General features: G+C 52.1%; 17 protein-coding genes and 2 pseudogenes. 5 read left to right on the forward strand and 14 right to left on the reverse strand.

What is annotated here, in order from left to right; all coding sequences use genetic code 11:
• Window positions 1-36: 36 nt before the first annotated feature.
• Window positions 37-996: a TonB-dependent receptor plug domain-containing protein gene (locus A3SI_RS11920; protein WP_009056194.1), complete on the reverse strand. Its 960-nt coding sequence runs from the start codon at window positions 994-996 to the stop codon at window positions 37-39.
• A 923-nt stretch (window positions 997-1,919) separates the two neighbouring features.
• Between A3SI_RS11920 and A3SI_RS11930 the strand changes: the two genes are divergently transcribed.
• Window positions 1,920-4,037 carry a glycoside hydrolase family 97 protein gene (locus A3SI_RS11930; RefSeq protein ID WP_009056196.1) on the forward strand — a complete coding sequence of 706 codons (2,118 nt, stop codon included), beginning with the start codon at window positions 1,920-1,922 and terminating at the stop codon, window positions 4,035-4,037.
• Here the strand turns inward: A3SI_RS11930 and A3SI_RS11935 are convergent.
• The 4 genes and pseudogenes from A3SI_RS11935 to A3SI_RS18975 all read right to left on the reverse strand — a co-directional run bounded on the left by A3SI_RS11935 (window position 4,034) and on the right by A3SI_RS18975 (window position 7,569).
• Window positions 4,034-4,954 (reverse strand): DNA/RNA non-specific endonuclease, encoded by a 921-nt coding sequence (locus A3SI_RS11935; protein ID WP_050977519.1) that lies wholly within the window; start codon window positions 4,952-4,954, stop codon window positions 4,034-4,036. The genes A3SI_RS11930 and A3SI_RS11935 overlap by 4 nt on opposite strands.
• 104 nt (window positions 4,955-5,058) lie before the next feature.
• A pseudogene (locus A3SI_RS11940) lies at window positions 5,059-6,056 on the reverse strand (adenosine kinase).
• A gap of 56 nt (window positions 6,057-6,112) precedes the next feature.
• Window positions 6,113-7,272 (reverse strand): annotated as a pseudogene (locus A3SI_RS11945) (hypothetical protein).
• Between the two features lie 57 nt (window positions 7,273-7,329).
• Complete coding sequence (locus A3SI_RS18975; protein WP_156810289.1) at window positions 7,330-7,569, reverse strand: hypothetical protein; 240 nt, start codon at window positions 7,567-7,569, stop codon at window positions 7,330-7,332.
• 276 nt (window positions 7,570-7,845) lie between these two features.
• Here A3SI_RS18975 and A3SI_RS11950 point away from each other — a divergent pair, with 276 nt between their 5' ends.
• Entirely contained in the window at window positions 7,846-8,364 is a 519-nt protein-coding gene (locus A3SI_RS11950; RefSeq protein WP_009056200.1) for a septal ring lytic transglycosylase RlpA family protein, read from the forward strand.
• Here A3SI_RS11950 and A3SI_RS11955 read toward each other — a convergent pair.
• Window positions 8,348-9,124 carry a hypothetical protein gene (locus tag A3SI_RS11955; protein ID WP_009056202.1) on the reverse strand — a complete coding sequence of 259 codons (777 nt, stop codon included), beginning with the start codon at window positions 9,122-9,124 and terminating at the stop codon, window positions 8,348-8,350. The two genes, A3SI_RS11950 and A3SI_RS11955, sit on opposite strands and share 17 nt — an antisense overlap.
• 263 nt (window positions 9,125-9,387) lie before the next feature.
• A complete protein-coding gene (locus tag A3SI_RS11960) occupies window positions 9,388-11,394 on the reverse strand; it encodes an alpha-ketoacid dehydrogenase subunit alpha/beta (protein ID WP_009056204.1) in 2,007 nt (668 codons plus the stop codon).
• Window positions 11,395-11,542: 148 nt separating this feature from the next.
• Here A3SI_RS11960 and A3SI_RS11965 point away from each other — a divergent pair, with 148 nt between their 5' ends.
• The 3 genes from A3SI_RS11965 to A3SI_RS11975 all read left to right on the forward strand — a co-directional run bounded on the left by A3SI_RS11965 (window position 11,543) and on the right by A3SI_RS11975 (window position 14,634).
• Entirely contained in the window at window positions 11,543-12,076 is a 534-nt protein-coding gene (locus tag A3SI_RS11965; RefSeq protein WP_009056206.1) for a helix-turn-helix domain-containing protein, read from the forward strand.
• A gap of 261 nt (window positions 12,077-12,337) precedes the next feature.
• A complete protein-coding gene (gene rimO / locus A3SI_RS11970) occupies window positions 12,338-13,666 on the forward strand; it encodes a 30S ribosomal protein S12 methylthiotransferase RimO (RefSeq protein WP_009056208.1) in 1,329 nt (442 codons plus the stop codon).
• 218 nt (window positions 13,667-13,884) lie between these two features.
• Window positions 13,885-14,634, forward strand: a complete 750-nt coding sequence (locus A3SI_RS11975; RefSeq protein WP_238531740.1) for a glycerophosphodiester phosphodiesterase family protein — start codon at window positions 13,885-13,887, stop codon at window positions 14,632-14,634.
• 154 nt (window positions 14,635-14,788) lie between these two features.
• On the opposite strand, the gene A3SI_RS11980 is transcribed toward A3SI_RS11975, so the two are convergent.
• The 7 genes from A3SI_RS11980 to A3SI_RS12010 all read right to left on the reverse strand — a co-directional run bounded on the left by A3SI_RS11980 (window position 14,789) and on the right by A3SI_RS12010 (window position 20,455).
• A complete protein-coding gene (locus A3SI_RS11980; protein WP_009056212.1) occupies window positions 14,789-15,733 on the reverse strand; it encodes a Gfo/Idh/MocA family oxidoreductase in 945 nt (314 codons plus the stop codon).
• Between the two features lie 129 nt (window positions 15,734-15,862).
• The gene (locus A3SI_RS11985; RefSeq protein WP_009056216.1) at window positions 15,863-16,378 is read right to left on the reverse strand and encodes an FKBP-type peptidyl-prolyl cis-trans isomerase; all 516 of its coding nucleotides are present in this window, start codon (window positions 16,376-16,378) and stop codon (window positions 15,863-15,865) included.
• 63 nt (window positions 16,379-16,441) lie between these two features.
• Complete coding sequence (locus A3SI_RS11990) at window positions 16,442-17,365, reverse strand: FAD:protein FMN transferase (protein WP_009056217.1); 924 nt, start codon at window positions 17,363-17,365, stop codon at window positions 16,442-16,444.
• A gap of 128 nt (window positions 17,366-17,493) precedes the next feature.
• On the reverse strand, window positions 17,494-18,297 hold the full coding sequence (locus A3SI_RS11995; RefSeq protein ID WP_009056219.1) for a M15 family metallopeptidase: 804 nt from the start codon (window positions 18,295-18,297) through the stop codon (window positions 17,494-17,496).
• 11 nt (window positions 18,298-18,308) lie between these two features.
• Window positions 18,309-19,073, reverse strand: a complete 765-nt coding sequence (locus A3SI_RS12000) for an SDR family NAD(P)-dependent oxidoreductase (protein WP_156810292.1) — start codon at window positions 19,071-19,073, stop codon at window positions 18,309-18,311.
• A 53-nt stretch (window positions 19,074-19,126) separates the two neighbouring features.
• Window positions 19,127-19,948: a 3-methyl-2-oxobutanoate hydroxymethyltransferase gene (panB, locus tag A3SI_RS12005; RefSeq protein ID WP_009056223.1), complete on the reverse strand. Its 822-nt coding sequence runs from the start codon at window positions 19,946-19,948 to the stop codon at window positions 19,127-19,129.
• Window positions 19,949-19,951: 3 nt separating this feature from the next.
• Window positions 19,952-20,455, reverse strand: coding sequence for a phosphoribosyltransferase family protein (locus A3SI_RS12010; protein ID WP_040670846.1), 504 nt, complete (start codon window positions 20,453-20,455; stop codon window positions 19,952-19,954).
• Window positions 20,456-20,535: the final 80 nt, after the last annotated feature.

Raw genomic sequence — 20,535 nt, forward strand, 5'->3', positions numbered from 1 at the left:
TCTACAAATTCGTTGAATCTTCGATAGGAAGCTCACCTAGTGCAGGGTTGCTGAGMCCAGCGGTGCCCAACTTGCAGAAGTTATCCCAGCTAAGGCATTTCTACGAGCAAGCCCCTCAAGCGTATTCGCAGGGTTTGTGGCAGCAAATCGTGAATAAAAATTTCTATTCGCTTGTAGTCTATAATTGATAAACTCCTGAGAATTCATCATATCTAACTGACGAATAGGCTCCACAGATCCGATGTACGTGTTGAAGTTGATCTTCGTCTTACCAGCCTTACCACGCTTGGTCGTGATGATCACCACACCATTAGCGGCCTGCGCACCGTAAATAGACGCCGCTGCATCCTTTAATACCTCGATAGACTCGATATCATTTGGGTTAATGGAAGCAAGTGGGTTCGTACTTACGTTAGAAGCTCTGTTCTCATCATTAAACTGTACACCGTCCACAATGTAAAGTGGATTATTACCTGCATTAATAGAGCCCTGACCACGAATACGCACACGAACGCCTGAACCTGGGATACCACTTGCATTCTGTACAAGTACACCCGCAGCACGACCTTGTAGCGCGCGATCAAAAGACTGTAAAGGCAAGTTTTCAATCACCTCTCCACGAACCGAAGAAATAGAGCCCGTAATCTCACGCTTAGTCTGTGGAAGATAACCTGTCACGATTACCTCATTAAGACCCGTAATTTCTGATAATAGAATCACGTCGATAATCGACTGATTTCCTACCGTTACCTCTTGCTTCTTGTAGCCCACGAAGGAGAACTCTAACACATCGGAGTTAGCGTTCACGCGAATGGAGAACCTACCATCTGCATCGGTTACAGTACCGCGCGTAGATCCTTTTAATAGGATCGTGGCTCCGGGAACGGGAAACCCGTCATCGTCCGAAACCACCGTACCCGAAATTATGCGTTCTTGACCAAACGCCACCACGCTGGTCAATAGGAGCATAAGCCCTAGGAGTAGAAATTTTCGCATAGTTTGATTATTTAGATAGTTCAAACATACACTTTTCGATTTTCGTATCCATAGAAAATTATGCTTTTGATTTTAATGGCAATATCTTATTTCCAGCGGTCTGAATAATAGGTGAAATTCGATGTAGCTACACGAAAAATGACCCTAACTATAGGTTTAACTCACGAAATCAAGCAATTCAAGGCTCCCTAAGCACAATACAGCATGCTAAAACATAAAATTTCATCGGTAATAGCAGCTATTTTAAAAAATATCCTATTGAAAAGCTTGATAAAAATTATATTTTAGTGTATATTCTTAAAATATTTAAAGTACAAGACGCGCACATCGAAATCCTTTAAAAACACTTTCCATTAACCTCAAAGACTGAAACGCGCAGTGTCTTAAAGACTTGTATAGGACTTAGTAGCCGTAAAGAATAGGAGAAACCAATTTTAACCTCATATACAAAAATTTCTAGATAAACCCCTTTTTCAGACACCTATTTTAACGAAAAAAGTTGATTTTTAAGAAAAATAGCTTCAAAAAAATCCGTAAACCAATAAAATCCACAGTACTACATAATTCTACCGGAATCGCCCCGAGCAGCTTCCCATACAAACCCCTATTTTATTAAAATTCTGTTTTTTGTCCTTAAGCCAAATTTTACACTTTTATGACTTTTCCAATATTCGATAGCCCATTCACACCTCCTGAACCCCTGATTTATATTTTAAGAATGATTAACACGCAAATACCACAAGCGAACCAGCTGTCAGGAGGAAAAGAAATGCTGTTCACACCCAAAATTTCGCAACTGATTCAAAACAAATTTTTTTTTCTTATGCACACGTTTGCTTTCCGCTCCAAGCACAAACTCTCTTCCTAGTCCGCAAAAAAGCACGTATTTTAGCCCTATACATCCATCAAACCGAACATATACCATGCGAAACCTAAGTCTCGGAAGCCTTATACTGCTTCTCCTGCCCCTTTCCCTCTGGGCACAGGACACTTTGCGCCTTAGCGCACCCTCAGAAAACCTACAGGCCAGCTTCTACCTCGATACGCAGGGAAAACCCAGCTACTCCCTACAATATAAAGAAATCCCCGTCCTGCAGCCCAGCAGCCTCGGACTCGCACTGGTAGATGATGAAGACCTCTTAGCGGGTTTTCAACTCCTAAACCATACACATACCACAGAAGATAGCTACTGGGAGCCCGTCTGGGGAGAATATGCCCGCATTCGGAACCGCTACCAAGAACTACTCGTGGAGCTCGCGCAGCCAAACACCGGTCGAAAACTGAACATCCGCTTCCGCCTCTTCGATGAAGGGCTTGCTTTTCGCTATGAATTCCCAAAACAGGAGCAACTAACTTACTTTATCCTGCAGGAAGAGCATAGTCAGTTCCACCTAGCCGAAGACTATAAGGCGTTTTGGCTGCCAGGAGATTATGACACCAATGAATATCCCATCAGCAGCTCCCTGCTTTCGGAAATCCCGCAAGCCATGGAGGCCGCTACCATCCCGATCCATGCCCAAAGCCCCATCCGCAGCCAGCTCGCCGTCCAAACCCCACTTATGCTAAAAGGGACCACGAATGGCCTTTACATCAATCTGCATGAGGCCGCTCTCATCGACTACCCGGCCATGCAGCTCAACTTGGACGCTGAAAACTTCCGCCTGGAGAGCCACTTGGTACCAGATGCGATCGGCAATAAGGGCTACCTGCAGACCCCAGCCCAAAGCCCCTGGCGCACCCTCATCGTGGCAGATGACGCACGCCAGATTTTGGCCGCTAACCGCATGATCCTCAACTTAAACGAACCGCATGTACTGGAAGATGTCTCCTGGATCAAGCCAATGAAATACATCGGCATCTGGTGGGAGTATTTCGTGGCCGGAAAAAGCACCTGGGCCTACAGCGACACCACCAATGTGAAATTAAGCGATGACTTTAGCACCTTCCGCCCGAATGGACGCCACGGCGCCACAGCCGAAAATGTACGCCGACACGTGGATTTTGCGGCGGAGTACGGTTTCGATGCCGTGCTCGTAGAGGGCTGGAACATCGGCTGGGAAGACTGGTTCGGCAAGTGGAAAGAAGAAGTCTTCGATTTCGTCACCCCCTACCCGGATTTTGATGTGGAAGCACTAAATGCCTATGCCGCCTCTAAAGGGGTGAAACTCATGATGCACCATGAAACCTCCGGCGCGATCACCAACTATGAGCGCCGCCTGGATAGGGCCTTTGCCTTCATGGAAAAACATGGCTATAACTCCGTAAAAACCGGCTACGTGGGGAAATTAATCCCCCGCGGAGAGCATCATGACGGACAGCTCGCCGTTAATCATTTTATTCACGTAGCCCGGCGCGCTGCAGACTATAAAATTATGATCAACAGCCATGAAGCCACTCGCCCCACCGGTCTGCACCGCACCTACCCCAACTGGCTCGCTCAGGAATCGGCCCGCGGAACAGAGTTCGAAGCCTTCGGCGGACTAGCTCCGAACCATACGACCATCCTGCCCTTCACGCGCCTGATGGGGGGACCGATGGACTACACTCCGGGAATTTTTCAGACGGATCTTTCCTATTATGGAACGGGTAGCCAACAACTGGTACAAACCACCCTGGCGAAACAGTTGGCCTATTACGTCACCCTTTACAGCCCCCTGCAGATGGCCGCCGACCTGCCTGAAAACTACTTGCGCTTCCCCGATGCTTTCCAGTTTATCCGGGACGTGGCTGTGGACTGGGAGGACACCTACATTTTAGAGGCGGAGCCAGGGGAGTACGTGAGCATTGGCCGGAAGGCCAAAGGGCAAGCCGCCTGGTTCATAGGTGCCATCACGAATGAAAATAGCCGCACGACCGTGCTGGATTTAGATTTTTTGCCCGAGGGCAAAACCTTCGAGGCCACCCTCTACGGAGACGCAGCAGATGCCTCTTGGGATAAAAACCCGCAAGCCTACGTCATCGAAACCCGCACGGTGCGTCGCGGAGACCGGCTGGAACACTACTTAGCACCCGGCGGCGGACTGGCCATTCATATCCGCTAAGGCGTCCCGAACCAGTACACCCAGTCCACCTCTTCCTCCACCCGAGCGGAGAGCGCCGGACTGAAAACAGGAAAAAAATTCAAGCCTGTAAGGGCCTCCACCTCCCGAATGGGGCGAGCGAACTGACGTATATCGCCAGTGCCCGCCGCATTCGGGAGAATAAATGCCAGCCCCTGCCCTCCCGTCACATCGGGCCGGTAGAGCACCTTGTAAAAAGCCTCCGGAACAGCTAGCTCACTCGCCCCCAAGCGTGGGCGATCACTTCCCAAAACAGGGCCTGTCAGCACCCAAATGGAATCTTTTTCGACCGTAATCGTGCGTACCCAGTCTTCCAGACGCTTCCATATCCCCCGGTTGAAGGCAGGCACCTGAGGGGAGACATTCGTCAGGAAAAAACTTTCGTACATGCACTGCTCCGCATAGCTCATATCTGCCGCAGGTGCTAAATGCCCGCGATCAAAACCCGTCCCCCGATAGTCGGCATCACGTGGACTCAGATCCCGAATGCGGGGCTCCATCCGAAAATTACCTTTGCGCTCCACGCCATCCCCGAGCCGCTCCCGACTGAGCAGATACTGCACCCACTTGGCATTCCGACTAAGAGAATCGAAAGCGATCAGGAAACAGTCGTAGGTCAGTAAAAAGCGGTCCGGACGCACCTCCGGTGCAAAGGTGGCATAAAACTCTGGCAAAAAGGGACGGTCTAAGGGAACAAAAAGCGTCTCCAGCTCCTCAGCCGGGGAAACACTACTGACCGCCACAGGGGGAGCCTGCCGCCCCGCTCCATCAGCTACTGGCCGAGTAACGGCACAACTGACCCATACCCATAAACAAGCGCAGTAGCCCAGAAACCGCCAGGTACCTGAGTAAAACGAAAAGCGCAGAAAGAGAAAAACGCGTGTGAAAAACCGTTGCATAAGTAGAGAGAACAGGGGTAAAAACAGAGAAGAAGAGTAGAAACCTCAAAAAGGAATCAAAAAAACCGACTCTGGAATGAGCCGGCTTTATGTGTTACGTACAGTTAAGGATGTAAGCGTCCTAAAATTTCTTTGGCCTCATGCCATTTCAAGCGGGGACCGAACTGACTGACGATTTTGCTGCTGGCCATCGAAGCCAGCTTGCCGCTGGAAGCATAGCTATGCCCATTCGTGATACCATATAAAAAGGCGCCGGCAAACATATCCCCTGCACCATTACTGTCGATGGCGGTGGTGGCATAAGGTTCGATATCGATAAAGGTATCGCCGTCGAAAATGGTAGCGCCATTTTTTCCCTGTGTGATCACAAAGTGCTTGGCGACCTTTTTAAGCTCTTCGCGGGCTTCCTTTAAGGTAGCTGCCCCTGTAAACAGCAGCGCCTCCTCCTCATTAGCGAAAAGTAAATCCACCGAAGCGCCGATTACCTCTTCGAAAACCGGCTTGAAATACTTCACCATCGCAGGATCCGAAAAGGTTAGCGCACCTTCGTGCCTGCAGCCTCAGCCACACGCTTGGCATGCAGCATGGCTTCTTTACCGTTAGGAGAGGTAACCAGATAGCCCTCCATGTACAAGTATTTCGCATCTTTTATCGCCGCCTCACTCACATCTGATACGCTATAATCCTGGGTGATACCTAAAAAAGTGTTCATCGTACGCTCCGCATCCGGCGTTACCATCACCAGACACTTGCCTGTGATACCCTTTTCCAGCTGCTGCACATTTAAATTATGATCCACCCCACTTTCTTTCATGTCCTCCACGAAAAAGCGACCCAGCGCATCATCAGCCACCTTACAGGAGTAAAAAGAGCGGCCACCGAACTGACTCACCGCGATGACCGAGTTAGCGGCCGAGCCCCCACACTGTTTTTTTGCCTCCTCCGTGTTAATCACCTGCATCAGTGCGTTTTGGCGCTCCTCATCTACCAGTGTCATCATCCCTTTCTCCACCTGATTATCGAGAAAAAACTGCTCCTGAACCGTAAACTCGATGTCCACGAGCGCATTTCCGATCCCTGCTACATCATATTTCTTTGCCATATTTCGCTTATTTCGTTTCAGGGCGCAAGTTACAACATCCCCCCCGAAAATCCTTCTTAATCGAAAATCGGGTGGCGCTCGAAAGGCTTCGTCCGATCGAAGAGGTACCGATAGGTATGGTGCGTCTTGTAAATTTCCGCATTCAACTGCTCACATACGCGCATCATCTTGGGGTTAAAGTCACCGATCCAGTTCATTTCGATCGTCTTATACGGGAAAGAAGCCTTCCCTGACATCTCATCATAGGCCATAATCATGGCACTTTCCACCCCCTGCCCTTGAAATTCGGGCACCACACCGAAGACCAAGCCCAGCATCTTGTTGGGTGGATTCATCCACTTGTTCCATAGGAATTTCAACTTCCCGATCAGGTCCATCTTCCCATCGACATACTTGAAAATTTGATTGATTTCGGGAATATTAATAAAAAAACTCACCGGCTCCCCCTGATGAAAACCGAAAAAGATAAGGCGTTCATCTAAAATCGGTTGCATCTTCTTAAACATCAAGCTGGTCTCTTTTAGCGTAAGCGACTTGCCCATGTGCCGTGCCCAGGCCTTATTATAGACCTCCATAAAGTAGGTAGGGGCCTTTTCTTTCAGCTCCCTCCCTTTTAAATAGCGAAACTGAAAGGCGGTATTTCCACGAATTTTATTAGCGCGCTCCACCATCTTAGGGTCGAAGCCCACACCCTGAACGGGACGCATGTAGGTGAATTGCTTGAAATAGATTTGGAAGCCATAGGCTTCAAAGAACTCTTGATAGTAAGGGAAATTCCAAGGCATGTTATAATTAGGCGGGGAAAAGCCTTTACCAGCAAGCCCCACCACTTATCGCGCTCCCCGAAGTTCACAGGGCCATCCATGGCCTCCATCCCCTCCGCTTCGAGCCAGTCCTTCGCCGTATCCAGCAGCAGGAAGGCCGCTTTTTGGTCTTGGATGCACTCAAAAAATCCGACACCTCCTGTGGGCTGCTTTTCCTTCCACTTGGGATGTACAAAGGCCGCGATACGTCCGATGTACCGATCTCCTTCGCGCAGCAACCAGCGCCGCGCCTTGCCACCCTGCTTAAAAAGCTTATTTACTTCGGGATTAAAAATCCCATCGATATCTTTATCCAGCGGACGAATCCAGTTCTTTTCCTCCTGGTATAAATCCACTGCCACCTGTAAAAAGGCCTTTTTATCGGCCTCCGTCTGCACCTCCTGAAGTATCATGCCTTAATTTTTGGACTAAAGTAAGCAGATATTTGGAAATGACCTATCGCTTTAGCCTTAGCCAAGCTCTTTTGTCCGCTCCCGCTCCATTGGGCGCGGTTTCCGGAACAGCCTCTTCACCGACCAAAATTGGCAAATCAAATACAAGCGCACTTTGTTGCGCAGCGAGCTGCAAGGCGCCAGTAAGGGGCGGGCGGACTGCTGCTTGGAACTCATCTCATTTGTCATATCATTACAGTAAACACCCAGAGGACGAAGCACATGCCACAGATGTGAGGCCACTCCAGGGGTAAGCATACACAATGGGTTAAATTCTGTTAATTTCGCAACAGAAACCGGGTTTATCTAGGCGTATTTTAGGGCGTCAGCAAGCGAAAAATTGGGCTTAAAACCCACATAAAAGGTGGGTTATTTTTCACTTACTCCACACAATATACGCCCAATATCCTAAAAAACAAATACCCTGCTGAAAAACGACTCATAACCAGTCAGAAAGAAAAGATTCCATCAGCCATTCATCCCGACTTTCTTCTATTTTGATTTATGGATTTTGGCATTTAACTTGCTATCGCCATGAAGATGAAAAAAATCGCTTTATTTCTTTTTCTGCTTTGTTTTAGCCCTTTTTTGCGGCCTGCCGCGGCGCTAAACGATCCAGGCACCCCCCTGCCTGCACATGCCTTTAAAATTCAGGAAGGCACTGCCAGTTTCTATGCGAAAAAATTCCATCTGAAAAAAACTGCCAGCGGAGAAGTGTATGATATGCATGGCTTTACGGCCGCACACAAGTTTCTGCCCTTTGGCACGGAAGTGCTCGTGCTTAATCCCGCGAATGGACAGCAGGTTCGGGTCACCATTAATGACCGCCTACCCCGAAAAAGCGCCCATAGCATCGACCTCTCGCGCGCGGCAGCCGAGGCACTCGACATGGTACGTGATGGGGTAATTTCCGTAGAAATCCGCGTCCCCGGTAACCGAGAAATGCAATTTTTAGAAGCCCTCTTCGGCGAAGACCGCCCCGAGGAACTGCGCATTCGCGTCTATGAACAGGCGATCAGCATTCAGCGCCCCTCGCTTATAAATAAAAACTAAGCGCCACCGTCGGCACGAAGAGCTGTAGCGCGCTTCTTCGTGTATTAAAATCGAAAATACCATTCCGCTCTCCATCCGGATCAGGCAAAAAAAGCACATCGCCGCGCCGTAAAAAATCCGTCCGCGCCGTGTTCTGGTAGAGCAGCTTCACCTCGATATTGCCGATGCTCGGATCCTTAAACGGAATCATCAGCCCGCCGCCCCCTTGGAAAGCCTGCGTCCAGGTGCCGAAATCCCGCTGTCGCTCGAAAGGCTCGTCGAAAGCCGTCTCCCGAATCGCATAGGAAGAAGCGATCCGAATAAAGCCCGCCTGCACCTCCACGAAAGGAAATACCTTGCCATACACCTGCGGAAAGAAGCGAAACACGCCCATGTAATTCCAGGTATAGTTTAAGCGGCGGAGCCGCAAATCCTCCAGCTGATTCAAAAACAAATCATTTCGCTCTTCTAATTTGCTGCCATACAGGCTGTAGCCGATGCGCACACCCAGCTCTAAGGGCAACTCAGGCAGCTGGTACAAGAACCCCACGCTAAGCTCAGGCATCACCAAGCCAGGAGCCTCCCGCTGCAGCTCTCCCGTCGCGAACCCAACACGCGACTCCACCTGCACCAAAAAATCCTGCGCCAAAAGCGGGCGAAGTCCACCGATGAAGAGACCTACTAAAAGCAAGGACGTAAAACCGAATACCCGACGTGGTAGTAGCGAGCTGCTTCCGCTTAGAATAACTTTTTTCAGCATAAAACGAGTGACGAAAGGCATGATTGAACCGGCAGTTAAAAGGGTTTGGAAAAGATGGAGAATGAGGATTTCCCACTAACAAATTTAGTTTTCTCCTTCACTTTTTAAAAGAAAAGGATAAAAAAAAAGGAAGCCGCATGACACAGCTTCCCAAGAATAGTTGGTTTAGTAATTTCTAAACCTTAAACAATATTTATGCCAAAACACACATGTTCTGTCTTCTTGGCAGTCTCAGTAAGGCTGCCCAGCTGATTACCTGTTGCCCCTATAGCCAAACACCTGCCCTAGTAGGCCAATAATTCCCGCAACTTGCCCGCCAGACGCTGCTCAGGTAAAAAGCTTTTCTCCAGCGACGCAGCGAACGGAACTGGTGTATCGAGAGCACCCAGCCGCATAACAGGAGCATCCAAATCTTGGAAACACTCCTCCGCGATCCAGGCAGCGATTTCCCCGCCGATTCCCCCAGTCAAGCAGTCTTCATGCAGGACCAGCACCCGATTACAACGCTTCACTTGGGCGCGCACCGTCTCTTTATCCCATGGGAGCAGGGTGCGCAGATCCACGATCGCCACATCCAATCCCTCCGCCTCTCGACAGGCCAGCGCCCAGTGCACCCCCATGCCATAGGTGATGATCAGTGCCTGCTCCCCTTCCGCCACGACGGCAGCTTGGCCGATGGGCAGTCGGTAGGCTTCCTCAGGAACAGGCCCCGAGAGGCTTCTGTACAGCGCCTTATGCTCGAAAAACAAATAAGGATTCGGGTCCTCTAGGGCAGCAAGCAGAAGCCCTTTCGCATCATAAGGCGTCGAAGGGTACACGATTTTCAGCCCAGGCGTATGGAAAAACCAAGCCTCATTCGACTGCGAGTGAAAGGGGCCCGCCCCCACTCCAGCACCGGTGGGCATGCGAATAAGTACGTCCGCCTGCTGCCCCCAGCGGTAATGGACCTTGGCCAGGTTGTTGACGATTTGATTAAACCCGCAGCTCACAAAATCCGCAAACTGCATTTCCACCATCGCCTTAAACCCCTTTATGGAGAGCCCTAGGGCAGTCCCCACGATGGCCGACTCGCAGAGCGGTGTATTTCGGACGCGCGCAGCGCCAAAACGCTCCACAAATCCTTCCGTAACCTTAAAAACCCCTCCATAAGCACCGATATCTTGGCCCATGGCCACCAAATTCGGGAAACGCTCCATGCCCTGCCAAAGCCCTTCACGAATGGCATCCACGAACCGGCGCTCAGGCCCCTGAGGAGCGGGAATCGCCGCAGGCGGAGCAGGTGCAGGAGCATAGCAGTCCGCCAGCTCCCGAGCGGGATCAGGCAGAACGGCAGGAGCCGCAAAGGCCTCTTCCAACCCTTCCTCGATGGCCTGTTTGATGCGCTGGTCAATCTCGGCACGCTTCGCCTCATCCAGCACCTGTATAGCTTCTAAAAATGCCGTGTAACGGAGGACGGGATCTTTGGCCGACCAGGCCTCCATCAGCTCCTTCGGCACATATTTCGTCCCTGAAGCTTCCTCATGGCCCCGCATCCGAAAGGTCATGGCCTCCACTAAAACAGGCCGCGGATCCGTGCGCATAGAAGCCGCGAGCTCCCGAATACAGCGGTGCACCGCCAGCACATCATTGCCATCGACCCGTACGGCTTCCATGCCATATCCCGGCCCCTTCTCGGTGAAATGCTGGAATGCGAACTGCTGCTCGCTCGGGGTGGACAGGCCGTAGCCATTATGCTCGATCACGAAAATCACCGGCAGACGCCAAACCGCCGCCACATTCAAGCCCTCATGAAAGTCCCCCTCAGAGCTGGCACCATCCCCGGAAAATACCAGCGTGACCGCCTGCTGCCCGCTTAGCGTGTCCGCCAGCGCGATGCCGTCCGCCACTGCCAGCTGCGGCCCGAGGTGAGAAATCATTCCGACGATATGGTGTTCGGGTGCCCCAAAATGAAAGGAGCGGTCCCGCCCCTTCGTGTAGCCGAGGGCTTTCCCCTGAAACTGCGCGAAAAGCCGCGCTAGAGGCATGCCGCGCCCCGTAAAAATGCCGAGATTCCGGTGCATGGGAAGAATGAACTCCTCCGGATGAAGCGCAGTCACCGCCCCCACCGAAATCGCCTCTTGGCCCCAGCCACTGAACCATTTGGAAATTTTCCCCTGCCGCAGCAGAATCAGCATCTTCTCCTCTATCCGGCGGGGAAGCAGCAGCTGTTCGTACAGGTGGAGCAGTTCAGCATCAGTAAAGCCATCTCGGTTAAAAACAGTAGCCGGCACATGGGGAAGCGTAGTAGACATGATCGATCGTTTTGGGTTTTGCTACCAAATTAGGCACAAGATTTTGCAGTTCAAAGGAATCCTTAGGAAAGAATCTTTTCTTTGGTTTTACTGTTAAGAGAGACTGATACACGTAAAAAATGGAAAAAATCCGCATCAAACATATGGTTTGCCCTCGCTGCATCTTGGCGGTAGAAAACACCTTAGCCCAGCTGCAGCTGCCGGCGGAGAAAGTCGTGCTGGGGGAGGTCCTCCTGCAGCGCCCCCTGCGCCCGGAAGAGGAGGCTCAGCTCGAATCCGCCCTGCAGCGCCTGGCTTCGAGCGCCTTAAAGACAAGGAGGCAATCAAAATCGAGCGTATCAAGACCTTCCTCCGGAACATCGTACAGCAGGAAGAAATCCCCTCAGGCTTCCACCTGACCGAAAAACTCAGCAGCTACATGGGAGAGGATTATAGTGCCCTGAGCCAACTTTTCAGCAGTCTGGAGGGCATGACACTGGAGAAATATTTCATCGGCTTAAAAATCGAACGCGTAAAAGAACTCCTTTTTTACGAGGAGCGCACCCTGTCGGAGCTGGCCTACCTCCTGGACTACAGCTCCGTCCAGCACCTCTCTGCGCAGTTTAAAAAAGTGACCGGCATGACCCCTTCCGCCTATAAAAAAGGGCTTTTGCCTGGCGGCAAAGGATGGCGGGAGGCCTAAAAAAAGCAAAAGCGTCGATATCCCATCGACGCTGAAAAATGAATGCAAGGAAATGAAAAAAATCGTTTGCTGTACGTGCTACAAATGTACGCCGGCCCCTCCTATTCTTGGTTAATTTCGGATTAAGCTTAGATTATGAATACTTTCATCACATGCGCCATTTGATAACATTCTCCTCATAAGCCTGAAAAAGCTTCCCAGTAATCCGCTTTCTATCAGGTGAAAAAATCGTATCTTTGCACCTTAAAGAAGGATCTAAGCGTGAAGGCAAGAACACTAAAGAAAAATAAAGTCAATATCATCACCATGGGCTGCTCGAAAAATCTAGTGGACTCCGAGGTGATGCTCACCCAGCTGCGCGGAAATGGGATCGACGCCCACCACGAATCACAGCAGCAGGATAATAACATCGTCATCATCAATACCTGCGGGTTTATCGATAACGCCAAGCAGGAGTCGATCGACACGATTCTGCAGTATGTGGATGCGAAGGAGCAGGGCCTCGTGGATAAGGTCTACGTGACCGGCTGTCTCTCCCAGCGCTACAGAGAAGAACTGGAAGTAGAAATCCCACAGGTGGATGCCTATTTTGGCACCCGCGACCTGCCCGCGCTGCTAAAAACCTTTAAGGCAGATTACAAGCAAGAGCTGGTCGGCGAACGTCTGCTCAGCCATGCCTCCCACTATGCGTACATGAAGATTTCGGAGGGCTGTGACCGCCCCTGCTCCTTCTGCGCCATTCCACTCATGCGGGGTGGACACGTCTCCCGTAGCATCGATGAGCTCGTAAAAGAAGCGCAGCATAAGGCCGCGAATGGCACGAAGGAACTGCTTCTCATCGCGCAGGACTCCACGTACTATGGCTTAGACCTCTATAAGGAGCGTAAGCTGGCCGACCTCATGCGCGCCCTTTCTGATGTGGAAGGGATCGACTGGATCCGCCTGCACTATGCCTTCCCGACAGGCTTCCCGATGGAGGTCATTCAGGTGATGAAAGAGCGTGAAAACATTTGTAACTACCTCGACATTCCGCTGCAGCATGGGAGCACTTCCGTGCTCAAAGCGATGCGCCGCGGCACAAGCAGAGAAAAACAAGAAGAGCTGATCCACTCCATTCGGGATATTTTACCCGAGATCGCCATTCGCACCACGCTCATCACCGGGCACCCAGGGGAAGACGAAGCTGCCTTCGAAGAAATGCTCGGCTTCGTGGAAAAAATGCGCTTCGAGCGCCTCGGAGTCTTTACCTACAGCCATGAGGAAAACACCCATGCCTACACGATGGAAGACAGTATCCCGGCAGAAGTAAAGCAGGAGCGTGCGAATCTCCTCATGGAGGTGCAGGAGGGCATCAGCCAAGAGCTAAATGCAGAAAAAGTGGGCAAAACCTTTAAGGTGCTCATCGATAAAAAGGAGAATGGCTACTTCGTAGGTCGTACCGCCTACGATTCGGTGGAAGTAGATAATGAGGTCTTGATCGATGCCTCCAAGCACTACTGCCGCATCGGAGATTTCGTACAGGTGCGTGTTCATGACGCGGATGCTTTCGACCTGTATGGCGATGTAGTAGGAGACGAAGCGCGCTCCTAAGCCCACTGCCGCATAGCTTCATAATTTAGTAACCTTCGGAAAAGCCATTTCATTTTCCGAAGGTTTATTTTTGCCCAAACGAAAATCCCTATGAGCAAGTACCTATTTCTATTTCTCGGCACCCTGTTGCTACACGCGTCCAGCTTTGGGCAGCGCCCCTTTGACCTGCAAGGTCACCGAGGTGCCCGCGGCTGATGCCTGAAAACACCATTCCTGCCATGATTAAAGCCCTCGACTTAGGGGCAAGCACACTGGAAATCGATTTGGCAGTAACCCAAGATGGAGAGTTGATCGTCAGCCACGAGCCCTGGATGAACCCAGCCATCTGCCTGGATCCCAGCGGTGCCCGCATCCCGAGCGAAGACCGCAGTCATAATATTTATAAAATGACCTATGAAGAGGTGAAAAGTTACGACTGCGGCAGCCTGCCCGCGCCGGGTTTTGAGCAGCAGGTAAACTTTCATGTCAGCAAGCCCCGCATGCTCGATCTGATCGCTGCCGCCGAGGCCTATGTGGAAGCGATGGGCCTGCCCGCTCCGAACTATAATATCGAAATAAAGAGTATGCCCGAGGGCGATGGCGTCTACCATCCTGCCCCCGCTGAATTTTCGGAACTGGTGATCGCCGCCTTGGAAGGGGTGCTTCCGAAAAGCCGCTTTAACATCCAGTCTTTTGATTTCCGCGTCCTGCAGTACCTGCACCAAGCGCATCCCGATGTTACCTTAGCCATGCTGATCACGCTACCGAATAATCACGAGCAGTACTTGCAGCAGCTGGGTTTCGCACCCGCCATCTACTCTCCCTTTTACAGGGGGCTAAAACAGGAGACCGTGGAGGCCTTACAGGCCAAAGGCATGCAGGTAATTCCCTGGACTGTAAATACGACAGAAGAAATGGAGGCCTTACTGCAGCTCGGCGTAGACGGTATCATCACCGACTATCCTAACCGCGCTCCTGAACGTCCCTAAAAATCCACTGACCTCTCTTTATGCTCCCTATCGGGCGAGAATAAAGAGAGGTGTTTGGCCAGTTGGCGACTGGCCAATTTTTTCCATTTATTGGTAGCTACAGCAGCTTACGCTTCCATTTGAATTGCTCTAATTTAGTCAGAAGGCGTAGCATCTACCCGAAAATCTCCGAAGCTGAAAGCCGCCGCCCCATTTCCTGACTGCGACGCGCTGCCTCCACTAAGCGCAAAACCGCGATTGCTTCCTCCATCCGTACCTCCAGGGCCGCCTCCCCACGAATAGCCGCAGCCACATTCGCATAAAACTTGCGGTAATCCCCTGCTACAGTAGGCACTGCATGTACCTGCTCTCCCGTAAAAAGCTGTCCGTAGCGCTCAGGATCCTCTTGGCCCCAGTCAGGGCCCTCCGGTAAAATCCCCGCTTTAAAAGCCTTCTCCTGCACATCAAGACCAAACTTCTGATACGTACCTGCCGTGCCCCCAAGCAAAAACCGAGGCCATGGAGCGGCCATCAGCACCGAAGCCGTCAAACGCACATACAAGCCCGGATAAAATAGACGTATATCAAAAAAATCGTCCGCATCCGTGCCCTCCCGCTGAACTAAAATACTCGCCTCCAAAGCCTCCGGGGCACCGAACAACACATACGCCTGATCGATTAAATGCGTCCCCAAATCGTAGGTGATCCCATTACCCGGAACAGCTTGCTCCCGCCAATTACCCCCAACCTCAGGACGAAAACGATCAAAATGACTCTCAAAATGACACAAACGACCCAAACGCTCTTCCCGAACCAGTGCCCGCACCGTCTGAAAATCACCATCCCAACGGCGGTTTTGAAACACCGTAAGCACAAGCCCTTTGGCGACAGCCAAACGCTGCAACTCCTCCGCCTCAGCAGCATGCACCGTGACTGGCTTATCCACCACCACATGCTTACCCGCCTCTAAAGCCAACTTCGCCTGAGGAAAATGCAGGGCATTTGGCGTTAAAATCACCACCAAATCCGCTGCATCCGCAGCCAATAAATCTTCTAAGGAACGGTAAATTTCCACATCCGGATATAAGGTTTTGGCCTCATCCCCATGCCGCTGTACCACCGCCGTCAGCGTGAGCTCAGGCTCACCTGTATCAAAGGAGCATGCTGGGTTTTCGCCACCGAACCGAACCCGACGAGGGCCGTACGAATCTTTCCTGCCATCTATCTTAATTTTTGTTTTGCTACTCGTTTAATGCTGCACACCCCCCGGACCATGCACATGACCATGCGCGATTTCCTCGGCTTCAGCCTTGCGCACAGCCACCACACGCCCAGAAAACTGCAAGTCTAAACCCGCTAAAGGGGAGTTGAAATCCATGTGGACACCCTTATAGTCTACCTTAAGGATTTCTCCACGGAGCCGATTCCCCTCTTCATCCTGCATCGGAATCACCTTTCCCACACGTAGCAGCTGCCGCTGCTTCACCCCATCCTCCTTAAATGCATGCTTGGGCAAGATCACCCGCTTCGCAGGATCATAATCTCCGTAGGCCTCCTCGTAGCTCAGAAACACCTCGAAAGGATCCCCCGCCACTAAACCTGCCAGTGCTGCTTCCAACTTGGGCAGCACCTGCCCCACACCGAATAAAAAGTAAAAGGGTTCCGCCTCCGAGATCGCCTCGCGAAACTGCATCCCCGTCTCCCCATCATCTACGTGAAGGGTATAACTAACCGCCACCACGGTCTCTGGACCTACCTGAATCATATCACTTGTATCTTTTGCTCACTTATTAACACTTCCGAAGCCAAGCAGCATGTCCGCATCTCATCAATTCCCCTCCAGCACCGGAAGCCCGGAAGAGGCCTGTGTACGAAACCTTTCGCCTTCGGCAATGATCAGGAAACCCTCCACATCCGGGTCCGCCTCGATCAGTGCCAGCGCCCGCTCGGGGCCAGCCACCATGCAGATGGTCGCTAAAATATCGGCCTTCAGCGCATCCGAACAGATGATCGTCGCACTTAACAGGGCATGCTCCACCGGATAGCCCGTCTGTGGATCGATCACATGCACACGCCGATTTCCCTGCTCATCGATGTAAAACTTGCGGTAATTCCCGCTCGTACTGATGGCCTTATCGGCTAAAAGCACGATTTCCACCAGCTCACTCTCCTCTCGTGACACCCCATCCTTAGGGCCCTCGATGCCAATCCGCCAAACCTTTCCATCGGGATTCAGCCCTCGACAGCGCATCTCCCCACCAATCTCGATTTTATAGGACTCCACACCCTTCGCCTCCACGATGGCTGCTAGCTTTTCGATCGCATAGCCTTCCCCCATGGCGCTAAAATCCAGCTGCACACCCGGCCTTGCGGCCAAAAGGCTATCCCCCGAAACCTGAACCAAGTCCAGATCTACAAACTGTAAAAGACTGTCCACGCGCTCCGGACTCATCCGCGCACGCTCAGAGAAGCCAAAACCCCAACCGTTTATCAAGGGCATCAGCGTAGGCTCATAGAGCCCGGCATACTGCTCCCGGTACTTGCGCGAAATGGCAAGCATCTCCGGTAGGTAGGGCTCCTCAAGCAGCGCATAGCCCTTTTGATTGAAATAAGAAATCTCTGAATCCGGAATGTAGGTATTGGCAGCAGCATTATACCCCTTAAAAAAAGCCGCTATTTCTGCCTCCACATCCACTTCACGGTCTAAAACAAACTCATAATAGGTCCCCAAAGCCTCGCCCCGCAAGGTCATATAGGTAGCCGCATCCGCCGAGGTCCCTCCGACTGGAACTGCCGCAGCCCCAGCACGAGGACCAGCACCCCTAAGAGTACCCCGACCACTATCGCTTCGCCTTTTTTCATTTTATCTGTATTTTTATCTCACGGAATTAACGCATAACGCTTCGCCGCTTCCTCTCTACTGTACGCATTAAAATGCCACCACTCTGAGCCGATCGCGCTAAAACCGCCAGCCCGCATCACCTCCCGAAGTAGGCGACGATTCGCCACCTGCTCCTCTCGAAGCTTGCCCGCTGCCAGCATCTCCTCCTCCCGGTCGGGATACGCCTCATAACCGAAAAAATCGAAGGGCGTCCCCATGTCTAAGCCCACACCCGTCTCCCGATCCGCTAGCGTAAGGTCTACAGCCGCGCCGTAATTATGTAAGCCCCCCTTCTTCGGGTCCGCCACATACAGCGGCTTGATACTATCCGGCTTGTCTAACGCATCCCACAGCACCTGCTGCACCGACTGCGGCCGCACGCCATCGAAAACCAAAAAGGTTAAATCCGGCCGCCGCTCCTGCAGGGCGGCATAACTTCTTTCCAGTTTGGCCATTACCTCTGGCTGCAGGTAACAATGCTGCAGCTCTCCATAGACGTTTTGACCGAAAAAATTATCTGTAGAGGCATATTTTAAGTCCACGAGCACATCCGGCAGAACATCTTCCACTGCTAGCAGCCCCGCAGCTTCTAGCTCCAGCTCGATAGCCGCACGTGGTGCGGGACGGAGCACTGCCTCCACCCTTTGGCCTTCGGCCAAAACCTCTTCCTCCACTGCCCCCTGCCGGGGTTCAGGGCCACAGGAAAGGCAAAGGCTCAGGACGCCCAGCCCAATCAAACAAGCCCTTCGCCGGGGAGAAAAAACCCGTGTAAACGCTGCTAGCCTCCAGTTAAGTAGCTCCATAAGTTCATTTTTTACGTCTGTGCATTTTTTTTCACGATGCCGGCACTCGCCTGGGCTGTCGGCAAAATCGTAATGTCTGCCAGCACCACATGCGGTGGACGACTGACGACGAAGGCGATGGTATCCGCCACATCCTCTGCCCGAAGCGGCGCATAGCCTTTATAAACCGCCTCACTTCGCGCGGCATCCCCTTTAAAGCGTACTTGCGAAAACTCCGTCTCGACCAGGCCGGGGTGAATGCCCACCACGCGGATGTTATAAGGATTTAAGTCCATGCGCATCCCCTGCGTCAGGGCATCTACAGCATGCTTGGAGGCACAGTACACATTTCCATTCGGGTACACTTCTTTTCCAGCGATAGAGCCGATATTAATCACCATCCCTTGCTCGCGGGCCACCATGCCGGGAAGTACGACCTTACTAACATAGAGCAGCCCCTTCACATTTCCATCCAGCATGGCATCCCAATCTTCGACCGCCCCGCGATGAATCGGATCCAGCCCATGCGCATTACCGGCATTATTCACCAGCAGCTGCACCTTCTGCCAGTCTTCCGGGAGTTCCTGCCAAGCTGCCTCCACCTGTGCCCGCTCGCGCACATCGAAGGTCAGCAGCCTAGAAGGAGTCCCCGCCGGCAGCTCCGCACACAGCGCTTCCAGCCGCTCCTTTCGCCGCCCACAGACGATGAGGGCATAGCCCATTTCTGCCAGCACCTTAGCAGTGGCGGCACCTATTCCAGAACTTGCGCCCGTAACCAGGGCGATGGGTTGCGTTATCATAGCGTAGAAGTGAGGAGGCTTTGGCCCGCGGCCAAAAACCATGTATAGAATTAATAACTTTCTTGTTCATTCGGGAAATCTTCTGATTTCACATCGTGGATGTAGGCCTTCACCGCATCCGTCATCGTCTGCTGCAGATCGGCGTACTGCCGTAAAAAGCGCGGCCGAAACTCCTGCGTGATGCCGAACATGTCATGCGCCACCAGCACCTGACCGTCCACCGCCCCACCGGCACCGATGCCGATAACCGGGATCTGCACCGGCTGAGCGACTTTGGCCGCCAGCGCCGCCGGAATCTTTTCCAGCACCAGTGCGAAACAGCCGCAGGCCTCCAGCATGCGTGCATCGGCTAAAAGCTTTTCCGCTTCCTCCTCTTCCCGCGCCCGCACGGTATAGGTGCCAAACTTGTATATCGACTGTGGTGTAAGCCCCAGGTGCCCCATGACCGGAACCCCCGCACTTAAAATCCGCAGTACGGACTCCTTAATCTCCGCACCGCCTTCGACCTTTACGGCATGGGCGCCAGACTCTTTCATGATGCGGATGGCCGAACGGAGCGCCTCGGAGCTATTGCCCTGATAGGAACCGAACGGAATGTCCACCACGATAAAAGCCCGCTTCACTGCGCGAACCACCGAAGAGGCATGGTAGATCATCTGATCGAGCGTGATCGGCAAAGTAGTTTCATGACCCGCCATCACATTCGAGGCGGAGTCTCCCACTAAAATGATATCGATGCCCGCCGCATCCACGATCTTCGCCATGGAATAATCGTACGAGGTGAGCATGGAAATCTTCTCCCCACGGTTTTTCATTTCCTGAAGGGTGTGGGTGGTAATGCGCTTGATGGCGCTAGATGGATGAACAGACATGGTTTAGTGTAAATATACAGCGTAGTCGGGACCTGATAGGTCCACATGAATATGTTCGTTTAGCGTGGTGGCGAGGGCCAGCCCCGTATAGTCTGGACTCACCGGGTAACAGCGATGCCGCCGATTAACCAGCACCGCCAGCTCTAACTTTTTTAGTGGAACACCTAAAAATGGCTTCATCGCGAAGGCTAGCGTCCTGCCCGTATTCAGCACATCGTCCACTAAAATGCACACCGAATCCGCGGCGACCGAAAAGGAGGAAATGCTGATGTCCCCTTGGGTGCGCGCTGCCTTATCTAGGCGCAGCTCCGAGACCTCCACCTCTAAGCTAAAATGCTGCCGCAACTCCTCCGCCAGCAGGTTCGCGAGCCGAAAACCCATGCCGCTGATACCTGCCAGCAGCAGCTGCCGCTCTTCGATATTGCGCTCGTAGATTTCATAGGCCATGCGGCGAATTTTCTGTTCGATTTGCCTGTGCGTGAGCACTAGGGTTTGGTGCACTTGCATGTTTTCGTATTTAGATGTGAAAATTACATCATGAAAGGCGCTAATCAAAGCAAAAAGGCAGAAAAGCCGCCGCTTCCTGC

Origin of the sequence: Nitritalea halalkaliphila LW7, assembly GCF_000265075.1 — a bacterium.
In the GTDB taxonomy this organism is placed as follows: domain Bacteria; phylum Bacteroidota; class Bacteroidia; order Cytophagales; family Cyclobacteriaceae; genus Nitritalea; species Nitritalea halalkaliphila.